Below are 12,448 nucleotides of genomic sequence, written 5' to 3'. Positions count from 1 at the left end.
AATGGCTATTATATAGTGGTGCTATTCTATTTAATGGAGATGACCACTGATGAACCGAAATGACTATGACTATTTTAAGTCTTTGCACGATCAAGAAAATCCGCTAATGCTGTATAACTGCTGGAATGTAGCTTCGGCTAAAGCGATAGAAAAAGCGGGTTCACAGGCTATTGCCACAAGTAGCTTCGCTATGGCGGACGCATGGGGATATTCGGACGGTGAACAGCTCTCATTTGAGCAGCTGCTGTGGTCTGTTTTGAGAATAGCAGAACATGTATCGGTGCCATTGACGGTAGATATTGAGGGTGGGTATGCTGTAGATGTAGAGTCCTTAGCCAATAACATGGAACAATTATTCCAGCTAGACATCTGTGGGATTAATTTTGAGGATCAAAAGGTGAATCATCCGGGCGATGAATTATGGGCGATCGAGGAACAAAGTCATCGTATACGAACTATACAGCAAGTGGCAGCCAAACTTCAGAAGAAGGTGTTTATTAACGCCAGAACCGATCTCTTTTTAAAAATGGGAAGCATTCTTTGGATTTAGTGAATGAAGCCATAGAGCGTACCTGTGCTTACGCTGAGGCTGGAGCGGATGGGATTTTTATACCAGGGCTCACTGATCGAAGTTTGATTGAACATTTTGTGCAACAGTCACCACTGCCTGTAAATGTTATGGTAATGGATGGTATGATTTCAAATGTTGAATTGCAGGAGCTTGGCGTAAAAAGAATTAGCTATGGTCCGTATAGTTACTTTCAAGCACAGCATAATATTCAAGATAATGCTCGAATCATTCTGCAGCGACCCGCACATTATTTAGAAATGAGCTAACGATACTATGATCACTAATAAACAGCAAATCGATAAATATTATGAGATGTTAGTCGAAAAAACTCCAATTATGAAGGTGTATTTTTTGTCGGCGTAAAAACAACAGGTATTATGTGCAGGCCAACTTGCCCGGCTAAAAAGCCATATAAAGAAAATTGCGAGTTTTTCGCAACAGCCAAAGAAGCTTTGTTAGCGTCATATAGACCATGTAAAAGATGCCAACCCTTGTCCAATCCCACGAAAATGTCTTCAGAAGTAAAGCTTCTTGTTGAAGCTATTGAGCATAATCCGGAAAGAAAATGGACCGATAAAGATTTTGATGAGCTGTCGATTAGTGCAAATACAGCACGCCGACAATTTAAGAAGCAATTTGGAATGACCTTTATTGAATATGCACGTTCAAGACGTTTAGGGCTGGCATTCAAACATATCAGGAATGGGGATTCTATCATTAACGCACAGCTGGACAGCGGATACGATTCGAGTAATGGATTTAGAGATGCTTTTTCACGAACGATGGGGACGGTCCCGAATCACTCCAAGCAGATTAAAGTGCTGTACTGTACCTGGATAGAAACGTTATTAGGATCTATGCTTGCGATCGCAGATGAAGAGTACCTTTTACTGCTGGAATTCGTGGATCGAAAGGGACTTGAGAACGAGATTAAGAGATTACGTACCCGCTTAAATGCAACTCTTTTGCCTGAAAAAGTACCCGTGCTAGAGCAGATTGAAGAGGAATTAACTCTCTATTTCGCAGGTAATCTTACGGAATTCCAAACGCCGATTCGTTATTTAGGCTCTGATTTTCAGCAAAAGGTATGGAATGAACTCCGAAGAATTCCTGTAGGTCAGACGGTATCTTACAAGGAGCTTGCAGAGAATATAAACAACCCTTCTGCTTGTCGTGCGGTAGCCAGAGCTAATGGAGCGAATCAATTATCGATCTTGGTCCCGTGTCATCGAGTGATCAATAGTAACGGTGAATTAGGCGGCTATGGCGGCGGGATTGCAAGAAAAGAATGGTTAATCAATCATGAGAACAACCGTAGTTCCTAGGTAGAATATCTACTAAAAGTGTACTAATTTCGATGTGTCTGAGAGTCTAGATGCATCGTTTTTTTGTTGTTTTTTTAAGGAGGAAAACACTAGTTCAAGCAAAAGAAGGAAAAATTATGAATTCACAACAATATCCAATTGTGATAGCATAATATATATTTTCATAAGAAAAGTGAGCCTTATCTTAGGAGATTGGAGCGAACATCATGCTGAAGGTTCTGATCGTGGATGATGAGCCCTGGGTACTTGAAGGGCTGAGAACGATGATTGACTGGGAGAAATATGGCTTTGAAGTGTGCGGGGAAGCCCATAATGGCTCAGAAGCGATGAGACTTATACAAGAATATAAACCGGAATTGGTCCTAACGGACATTAATATGCCGGTTATTAATGGTCTCGAGCTTATTGCAAAGCTGAATGAAGTGATGACAAACCCTCCGAAATTTGTAGTATTGACCGGGTATGATGATTTTAAATATGCACGTACGGCATTGCAACAACGAGTGAATGACTATCTATTAAAACCTATTGATGATGAAGAAATAGAGTCCTTATTAAGCAGGATTACGCCTATGATCCAAAATGAAATCGCTTCCAATAAAGAGCTTAATAAGAAGCAATTCTTTATCGTAAACAATATCGTCAACCGTCTAATTCAAGGCGAGTATAACGAAAATTTAGAGCTTCTAACCCGGAGCACGTTGAAGCTTCAAGCGAATGCAGAGTTAATGTGTATTCTCATCGAACCTGCCACGTCTATGAGTCCATTTCATCTACGGATCGTCGACTATTTTCCAGAGGGATGTACCCGTTTTTTCAAGATCGATCGGGAAGAACAGGGATCATTCTTGAGTCTGCTTCTATTGGGAATGAGAGTCTGGAAGTTATCTTCAACCAGATTCGTTCGGATATCGCTGAACAATTACATGAACCGGTACTCCTAGCGATTAGCGCTAGAATGGTAGGCATAGGCTCGATTCGAGAAATCTATATGCAGGCACTAGATGTATGGAAACGAAAGACACATCAGCAGAAGAAGGGGATCTTTTATTATAGCGAGCTTAGGATCCTAAAGAAGAAAGAACACCATGAGGATCACTTCAAACTGCTGCTGGATAAGGTACTGGCAAATGATATAGAACAGATACAGCCATGTATAAAAGAAACGTTCGCCTCTTTCGTAGAGAATCTGCTGACGATTGAGGTCGTGCAAGCCCAGGTGGCCCATTTAGAGTTTACGATCTGTACACTGATAGCCCAAATGAATGGTGTCCCGGATACGATGATGATAAAGCTTCAGCAAGAGTATGGAAATCTAGGTGAATTAAATGATTATTTTGTATTAAGCCGTTATGTTCAAAGTCTGTGTATGCTGGCGACGGTCTATCTATCTGAATTAGAGCAGCAGAATGAACGAAATACGATTTACAAGGTGATTCAGTATGTGGATCGTGAATTTCGGAATAAATTGAAGCTTCAGGATTTAGCACGGCAATTTCATATCAATTCTACCTATTTGGGCCAGCTATTCAGGAAACAAACGGGTCAGGGCTTTAGTGAATATTTAAATGCCAAAAGGATTGAGGAAGCCAAAAGTCTGCTAAAGCGAACGCAGCTGAAAATATCGGATATAGCGGTGCAGGTGGGATTCTCAAACACAGACTATTTTATAGATAAGTTCAAGCTGATTGTAGGGGTAGTACCATCCGTCTATAAAAATGAAAATAAAAACCATTAGCTCTAGGGGAAGCAAGGTGTTTCATATGGAGAGAAAAAATTTAGATTTAGAAAAGTAGTGAATGACATTCCACTGAACTATAAATTTTCCCTCATTTACATTATAGGCGTTCTCCTTCCTATCATTATTATTAACCTTGTTTTTTGGATCGGATTTCAGATTTGATTAAATCTAGAGAGCAACAGAACTTAGAAATTTCTTTAGAGAGAGCCAGAAAGGATATTCAAGATTTTATTGAGGGTGGAGTAGCAGTCAGCTATACGCTGTCCTCCGATAAGAATCTGTATGAACTGCTTGAGCGGAAGTATGGGAACTCTATTGAATTTTATGATACCTTCGACGAACAGCTGCGAGGCCGGATGAACAGCTATATGCCAGTTAACAATCAGCTTGAACGGATTACTGTATTTACGAATAATGACACCATTGTTTCCGGTAGTAACTATCAGGTTATCACTGACAAGGTAAAGGAGAGCGAATGGTATAAGCAGTTCAGGGCTGCAAATAAACATGTGTTTCTTGCTGCTTATCATATGAGCGAAGCACCTAATGTGGCTTCTACTGCCCCTTATTTGAGTGTGATTGAGCGAATGGACGTGTACAGCTCACTGAATACATTTGAGAAGCTGCTTAGAATCGACTTGGATCTTAGTAAAATATATGACGTCATTATCAGAGAAAAGGATTATTTGAGTCTTTATCTGGTCAACGAGCAGGATGAAATCATTATGTCTGCACAGAGCGGGTATCAGAGAGGTACGAAGGATCCTTATCCTGTGTTCAAGCTACTTGATGATGAGCACAAGGAAGACGTACATAGTGTGTCCGTTGGCGGGGCTAGTTATATAAAAGGCTGGCGAATTATAGGGGTTACACAAGGGGAGCGTATTGCTCAGGCAATACTGGAGATTCGAATTTATGCCGGTATTCTGGCCTCCATCGTAACCTTGCTCACTACCGCCTTTTTATATGTAATGTTGAGATCCTACAATTATCGGGTAAAACGGTTGTCCAGACATATGCAGAAGGTAACGAATGAGAAATTTGATTTGATTCGAATCGATGAAGGTCAGGATGAAATTGGCGGATTGATACGCAATTTTAACATGATGACGACTAGAATTAATTCTCTGATCAATGATGTATACAAGCTGGAGATTCAGAAGAATAGTCTGGAAATGGAAAGGGTAAGGGCTGAATTGAATTTTCTGCAAAGTCAGATGAACCCTCATTTTCTATTTAATACGTTAAATGCCATTCTAGTAGTCTGTACCAAAAATAATTACTCCGATGTTACAGATATCATTAAGAGCTTATCCAAATTACTAAGAAGACTGCTTAGCTGGAAGGAAGATCTCGTTACATTGGAAGAAGAAATGACTTTTATTGAGATGTATTTAAAAATTGAGAAATTCCGCTTCAGAGATAAATTTGAATATCAATTTGAGATCGATGAGCAGTCGCTACAATATAAAATTCCGAAGCTAAGCATGCAGCCGTTAGTAGAAAATTCCTGTAAACATGGCCTGCAAACCATAGAAGGACTCGGCATCATTAAAGTAAAGACGGAAATCTTGGATGGCCGTTTGCAAGTTACGATTTCAGATAATGGCAAAGGGATCGAACCGAGCCAGCTTAAAGAAATATTATTTAATGTTCAAAATGAAGAAGCCTCCTCGGGAACGAATATCGGAATTCGCAACGTGTATCGCAGACTGGAGTTATATTATGAGGATCAGGTTCGCTTTGAAATCAACAGTATCCCAAATGAAGGGACTGTTGTCACGTTCGGCATTCCGTTAAAGCTCCTGGAACGAAAAAATAGCTAGAAAGTGAGGGAGCCTATGAAATACAAAGTATTGTTGATCGATGATGAGCCCAGTGCCCTAGAGGGGATGCAATTATGGATAGACTGGCAGGCGCTTGGCTTTGAGGTGTGTGGAACCTCCAGTAATGGCAAAGAGGGCTTACAGTTAATGAAGCAGCTTCTGCCGGATCTTGTAATTACAGATGTAAATATGCCACTGATGAATGGCCTGGAGATGGTTGCAGCCTGGCAGCAAGAGGAGACTAAGAAGATTAAGTTTGCCATACTCAGCGGTTATAGTGAGTTTGAATATGCTAAGACAGCTATACGCTACGGCATTAATCATTATCTGATGAAGCCGCTTTTCGAAGAAGAGGCGGCAGAAGAATTGAAGGAGATCTATCGGGAATTAGAACAGGAAACAGAGAAGCGAAGCCTAAATCAAATGGCAACCTCAGAGGAAGTTATCTCTCTTCTTAAGAATATTCTGAATGAGAAAGCGGAAGATAAATCGGATTTCACATTACTTACCTGTTTATCGGAAGGCCAAAGCCTTTGGAATATTTGTTTACTACAGACAGACCCGACGATGTATACGGAAATAAGAGAGAAGGCAGTAGCTCTCCTAACGAATACGGAATCGATGTTTCTGATTGATCTGGAGGCCTATTGCTTTGGAATTGTATACGGATATCCTTCGGAGTTTAATGAAGGTGCCGCAATATACCCTGCAGTATCTCCCTTGCTAAATGAACGCCCCAAGCAAGCCATGTATATTGCAGTAGGGGCTAGTGAGAGCTCCTTGCTTCAAATTGCGAATAGTTATCGAACGGCAAAAGAAGCGTTAATGTATTATTTTTACAATTCTGATCATTCGGGGTTTTTGACCTATCAGGGAACCAAGGATAGTCAGTTCAGCTATCACTATGATCAAATTCAATTGATGTATGACTTAATGAGACCTATTAACACACTGGACACAAAAGGATTTAAACAAGCTGTGGACTTGGCCTCTCGTAGTTTTCGTGAGATGCGCATCGCTCCAGAGGTTGTGAAGAAGATCGTTATTCATATTATGTATAAGATTGTTGAATTTACTTCGGAAGCTAGTGAAGTTCAGGTGTCATCCTTGTTAACTCAAATAACAATCCCTGAAATGCGGGACTCGATGATGAAGTTGAACGATTTAATGCGGAATTTACTAGCATGTGGTGAGGCGAGTATTGAAATTCTTCTGAAAGAACAGAGCCAAAAATCACAGGGGATTATACAGGAAATTAACAACTATATTGAAGAGCATTATCGCGAAAACCTTACGATTAAGAAGCTGTCGGAGGTATTCTTCCTACATCCAGTTTATCTAGGGCAATTATTAATTAAGAAGAATGGCATTAATTTTAATGAGCAGCTGCATGACCTCCGGATTAAGGAATCCACACGTTTACTTCAACATGGCAAGCTGAAAAACAGTGAGATCGCTGAGAAAGTAGGCTATTCCAATTATAGTCAGTTCCTCAAACAATTTGAAAAAAGATGCATATGAGCCCTAATGAATTTAAACATCAGAATACCTAAACTTTTTGGGGGTACACCTTTAGTTCTGGCGTATTATCAATGCATTATCACCTCTATAATTTAAGTTGTAAGGGCTTACAATATTGCTACACCAACAAAATATGGAGGTGCTTTATGGGGGCAAGTCAATATCAAAGTTCAAACTTAGTCTGATTGCTGTGGTATCCCTAAGTTTAACCCTAGCAGGGTGCGGTGGAAATAACAGCAGTAATACTGCTAAGGGAGAGAACAAACCAGCAGAATCAGCAGCTGCAACTGCTGCTGGAACAGATGACAAGAAGATAGAACCATTTGACGTTAGTATTTTCATAGGTGAGGCGGGTCAACAGCCAACTCCGGACAACAAAATTTACAAGAAAATCAAAGATGAAACAGGTGCCACTTTTAATTTTGAGTTTTTGGCAGGGGATATCAACCAGAAGCTTGGGGTTATGATTGCTGGTCAGGACTATCCGGATGTGATGACAGGCAATACGAAATTGACAGGAGCGGGCGCATTTATTCCGCTTGAAGATCTGATCGAGCAATACGCACCAAATTTGAAAGCGCATTATGCAGATTACTGGAACATGATGAAAGACCCTAATGACGGTCACATCTATATTCTGCCTAACTATGGCGTTTATAACGGTAAAGTAAATAGCTCTTGGTATTCAGGACCTGCGTTCTGGATTCAAAAAGCGATCCTTAAAGAATTTGGTTATCCAAAGGTGAAAACGCTGGATGAGTATTTCGACCTTATTGCCAAATATAAAGAAAAGTACCCAACGATTGATGGAAGTCCAACAATCGGATTTGAAATTCTTAACAATGACTGGAGAAACTGGGGTCTCTTTAATGCTCCTCAGCACTTGATCGGTCATCCGAACGATGGTGGAGTTGTTGTTAAGGATGGTGTAGCAGAGATATTTGCAGATAAAGACTATGCTAAGCAATACTATCAAAAACTTAACGAAGCGAATGCAAAAGGGCTGATTGATAAAGAAGCTTTCGTACAGAACTACGACCAATACATGGCTAAATTGTCCAGTGGTACTGTTCTAGGAATGTTTGATCAGCATTGGAACTTTAATGCTGCAGAAGATTCCCTGACCACACAAGGGAAGATCGAAAGAACATATGTAGGACTTCCACTTGTATATGATACCGCTACGAAAGACTATTACCGTGATCTTGCGGTGCTTAACTTGAATAACGGCTTCGGGATTAGTGTGAATGCCAAAGATCCAGTGAAGATTATCAAGCTTCTAGATACGTTAATTCAAGAAGATTGGCAGAAGACGCTCTCTTGGGGAATTGAAGGAGAAGATTACATCGTTGAGAATGGCAGATTTATGAGAACACAAGAGCAACGCGATCAAGCTGCTGATGCTACATGGCAATTAGCCAATAAAGCAAAATCATTTATGGCCTTCGCACCTAAGATAGAGGGTAGCTATAGTGATGGGAATGCGACAGACGCCGCTGCACAGCCTGAAGAATATAAAGCGGGTCTAAAGCCGTACGACAAAGAAATTCTTGATGCTTACGGATTTAATAGTTATGTGGATTTCTTCAGTGAACCTCCTGCCAATCCTGTAGCTTATCCAGCCTGGTCTATTGACTTGGTGGAAGGGTCTGACGCTAAGGTGGCTAACACCAAGCTTAATGATACCTCTACTAAGTACTTGCCAAAAGTAATATTGGCTAATCCAAACGAATTCGACTCTGCTTGGAGCGAATATGTAGCACAAATCGGCAAAGTTGATGTCAAAGCCTATGAAGATAAAATCAACGAGCAAATTAAATGGAGAATTGAAAAGTGGAGTAAATAAGCAGAAATTCTATGAATAAGATCAGTAGGTGGAGGGCTATCGAGCCTTCCACCTACTGAAATATAGGATTGCGTGGGGAGATTACTATATATGGATGAGATCTTAGCAGGAAAAAAGTTGACCGGCATCCAAAAAGAAAAAAGAAACAGCCTATTACTTGGTCTTTGATTAAGAATCAGAAGCAATTGATCTGGATGTCTGTGCCTTTGATGCTTTATATCATTCTTTTTGCTTACGTCCCAGTCTGGGGATGGACCATGGCGTTTCAAGACTATAAACCAGCCCGTGCTTTTAGCGAACAAACATGGGTAGGCTTCAAACATTTCAAGTTTCTTTTACGGACGATAACTTCTTGCGAGTACTGCGCAATACGCTTGCGATGGGTATCATTAATCTGATTTTAGGATTTGTAACAGCTATAATTCTGGCTCTGCTGCTGAATGAAATCAAGAAGGTATTCTGGAAAAGAACAGTGCAGACCATCTCATATTTGCCCCATTTTCTCTCGTGGATCATTGTAACTGGAATTGTTGCCACTTCTCTCTCGATCAATGATGGTATTGTCAACATTGTTCTGATGAAGCTACATCTGATTAAGGAACCGATTCTCTGGCTTAGTGAAGGAAAGTACTTCTGGGGAATTGTTGGGGCTTCACATGTTTGGAAGGAAGTTGGTTGGAACACGATTATTTATTTGGCCGCCATTGCTTCGATTGATCCAGCTTTATATGAAGCTGCTGAAATCGATGGAGCCAACCGTTATAAGAAAATGGCATATGTCACTCTGCCGGGGATTAAAGCAACCATCGTGATTTTGTTGATTATGTCCGTGGGGCATGTGCTCGAAGCAGGTTTTGAAGTGCAATATCTACTAGGTAACGGTCTGGTTGTGGATTGGTCCGAAACCATCGATATTTTCGTACTTAAATACGGGATTGCTCAAGGGAATTATTCATTGGCCACTGCAGGCGGTATTTTCAAAACTGTCGTTAGTGTAACTTTACTGCTGTTTGCGAACTGGACTGCGAAGCGGCTAGGGGAAGAGAGGCTGTTATAATCATGGCAAACCAACAAATTAGCCCTCAGAAAACTGCAGGTGTGATCGCGAAGAGACGTTTAGGTAACAACGGCCTGGAGCCGATTCTTTTAACACTTTTAATACAATCTTTATGGTGTGTTTGGTCGTAATTACTTTATACCCCTTTCTCAACACCATAGCTGTTTCCTTCAATACAGGTAATGATACCATCCGCGGCGGGATTTACTTATGGCCACGGGTCTGGACTACACAAAACTATAAAGCCATTTTTGCTTCAGGAACCATCTTCGATGCATTTGGAATTTCGGTAGCACGAACAGTGATTTCTACGATCTTGAATATTTTCCTGACCACAATGCTTGCTTATACTTTAAGCCGGAAAGAGTATGTGTTTCGGAAACCGATCACGATCATCTTTGTACTTACGATGTATTTTAGTGCAGGTCTGATCCCTGGATATTTCTTGATCAAGGAGCTACATTTGCTTAATAGCTTCTGGGTATACATTTTACCATCTATGATGAGCGCTTTTAATATGATCGTTATACGGACGTATATCGGCACGCTTCCAGAGAGTTTGCTTGAATCCGCACGAATAGATGGAGCTGGAGATTTTAAGATTTTTATGAGAGTGGTCTTCCCTCTATGTAAGCCAGTATTGGCTACGATTGCGCTCTTTGTAGCTGTAGGCGCTTGGAATTCCTGGTTTGATGCTTTCCTGTATACGTCTTCTAGACAAGAACTGAGTACCCTGCAATATGAGCTGATGAAGTTATTGTCCTCAACGATGAACTCCAACAGTAACCCTAACGTCGCAGCGGGGGTAGGGATGAATCAGGAATCGGCAAAAGCGATGGTGACTCCGCTGTCGATCCGAGCAGCGATCACAATTGTAGCGTCCGTACCTATATTGTTAGTTTATCCGTTTATGCAGAAGTATTTTGTAGTGGGCTTGAACGTAGGAAGTGTAAAGGAATAAACAGCTTTCTTCTATTACTAATCAGAGCTGGGAAGGTTGTCTGTTAACCCATGATAGAGTCTTCAATCACATACAATAACCCAATACTTCCGGGCTTCTATCCCGATCCAAGCATCACACGGGCAGGGGATGACTACTATTTGGTTTGTAGCTCCTTTGAATATTTCCCTGGAGTACCGATATTTCATAGTCAGGATTTGATTCACTGGACACAGATAGGTCATGTACTGGATCGTTTGAGTCAGCTAGATATACGTAGCTGTAACAGCTCTGATGGCATATATGCGCCAACGATCCGGTATCATGACGGTACTTTTTATATGATCACAACCGATGTACGTGGAAAAGGTAATTTCTACGTAACGGCTACGAATCCAGCAGGTCCTTGGTCAGATCCGATCTTGATCCCCTATGGGGGCATTGATCCCTCCTTGATGTTTGATGAGGATGGAACCGTATATGTTACCACACAGCAGGGCGCGGATTATGATTCCCATGTTATTCAATATGAGATTGATATTGCTACGGGGAGCGCATTAACTGAGCCTGTTGTCATCTGGACCGGAGATGGTGGGCCTTGGACGGAAGGGCCGCATTTGTATCGAATAAATGGGCTGTATTATATCATGAGTGCTTCAGGTGGAACGGCTAAGGAGCATCGCGAGATCATTGGCCGCAGCTCCTCTCCGTATGGATCGTTTGAACGATTGCCGCATCCGATATTGACCCACAGCCGTACAGAGAATCCCATTCAGTATTTAGGACATGCCGATTTGATCGAAGATCAGAACGGGGATTGGTGGGCTGTATTTCTTGGAGTAAGACTGGTGGAATCCAAGTACACCGTGCTTGGGCGGGAGACTTTTCTTGCGCCTGTAAAGTGGAAAGAAGATGGGTGGCCCATGATTGATAATAATGAAGATACCGTAGGACTGGAGATGAAGGTCTCTCGAGTACCCGGCTCATCGCCTACACCTGCTTATAGTGGAAGATATGATTTTGATGACGATGTATTGCCGTTCGCAATGACCTTTCTTCGTAATCCCACTGAGGCAAGCTGGTCTCTAAATAAACGCCCGGGCTGGTTATCTCTTCGGGGTCAATCTGAGGGTCTCAGTGAAATCGGACAGGTAGCTTTTATAGGAAGAAGACAGCAGCATACTTCAGCAGAATGGAGCACATTACTGGAGTTTAATCCTAGTGTGGACGGTGAAGCAGCGGGACTGTGTGCTAGATTGGATGAGCATGCACATTATGAAATTGCTCTATCGCAAAGAAATGGACAAAGAGTGATTGCAGCTTATTTAACCGTTGATGGAACAACACATGTGGCGGCTGAGGTTCCGACGACTGCTGGGCGTCTGTATCTGAAAATTTGTGCGGAGCTAACGGAATACGCCTTATATTATTCTTTGGATGGTCAGGAATGGATCGAGCTATCTACAGCGGCAGCGTACCCATTATCTCCTCAAGCTGTAAAAGGAAACGGATTTACAGGTGTTGTTATTGGCCTATATGCGACGGCTCATGGCAAAGTGGCTGAGGTACCTGCCTACTTTGATTGGTTCGATTATCGTTCATAATACTTCGAATACGGAAT

General features: G+C 41.5%; 6 protein-coding genes and 4 pseudogenes. All 10 read left to right on the top strand.

Annotation, left to right across the window (positions count from 1 at the left end; all coding sequences use genetic code 11):
• Positions 1-49 precede the first annotated feature (49 nt).
• The 10 genes and pseudogenes from QNH28_RS25225 to QNH28_RS25180 all read left to right on the top strand — a co-directional run bounded on the left by QNH28_RS25225 (position 50) and on the right by QNH28_RS25180 (position 12,431).
• Positions 50-837 (top strand): annotated as a pseudogene (locus tag QNH28_RS25225) (isocitrate lyase/PEP mutase family protein).
• A 7-nt stretch (positions 838-844) separates the two neighbouring features.
• Positions 845-1,896 (top strand): annotated as a pseudogene (locus tag QNH28_RS25220) (bifunctional transcriptional activator/DNA repair enzyme AdaA).
• 206 nt (positions 1,897-2,102) lie between these two features.
• A complete protein-coding gene (locus QNH28_RS25215; RefSeq protein ID WP_283909030.1) occupies positions 2,103-2,840 on the top strand; it encodes a response regulator in 738 nt (245 codons plus the stop codon).
• A 14-nt stretch (positions 2,841-2,854) separates the two neighbouring features.
• Positions 2,855-3,634, top strand: coding sequence for a helix-turn-helix transcriptional regulator (locus QNH28_RS29675; RefSeq protein WP_349655074.1), 780 nt, complete (start codon positions 2,855-2,857; stop codon positions 3,632-3,634).
• Positions 3,635-3,777: 143 nt separating this feature from the next.
• Positions 3,778-5,463, top strand: a complete 1,686-nt coding sequence (locus tag QNH28_RS25205; protein WP_481858339.1) for a sensor histidine kinase — start codon at positions 3,778-3,780, stop codon at positions 5,461-5,463.
• Positions 5,464-5,478: 15 nt separating this feature from the next.
• Positions 5,479-6,984, top strand: a complete 1,506-nt coding sequence (locus QNH28_RS25200) for a response regulator transcription factor (RefSeq protein WP_283909029.1) — start codon at positions 5,479-5,481, stop codon at positions 6,982-6,984.
• A 133-nt stretch (positions 6,985-7,117) separates the two neighbouring features.
• Positions 7,118-8,830, top strand: coding sequence for a type 2 periplasmic-binding domain-containing protein (locus QNH28_RS25195; RefSeq protein WP_283909028.1), 1,713 nt, complete (start codon positions 7,118-7,120; stop codon positions 8,828-8,830).
• Between the two features lie 194 nt (positions 8,831-9,024).
• Positions 9,025-9,887 (top strand): annotated as a pseudogene (locus QNH28_RS25190) (ABC transporter permease).
• 2 nt (positions 9,888-9,889) lie between these two features.
• Positions 9,890-10,848 (top strand): annotated as a pseudogene (locus QNH28_RS25185) (carbohydrate ABC transporter permease).
• A gap of 50 nt (positions 10,849-10,898) precedes the next feature.
• Positions 10,899-12,431, top strand: coding sequence for a glycoside hydrolase family 43 protein (locus QNH28_RS25180; protein ID WP_283909027.1), 1,533 nt, complete (start codon positions 10,899-10,901; stop codon positions 12,429-12,431).
• Positions 12,432-12,448: the final 17 nt, after the last annotated feature.

The organism is Paenibacillus sp. G2S3, assembly GCF_030123105.1.
Taxonomy (GTDB): domain Bacteria; phylum Bacillota; class Bacilli; order Paenibacillales; family Paenibacillaceae; genus Paenibacillus_AQ.
The sequence above is the reverse complement of the archived record's forward strand: the minus strand, read 5'-3'. Positions and strand labels throughout refer to the sequence as shown.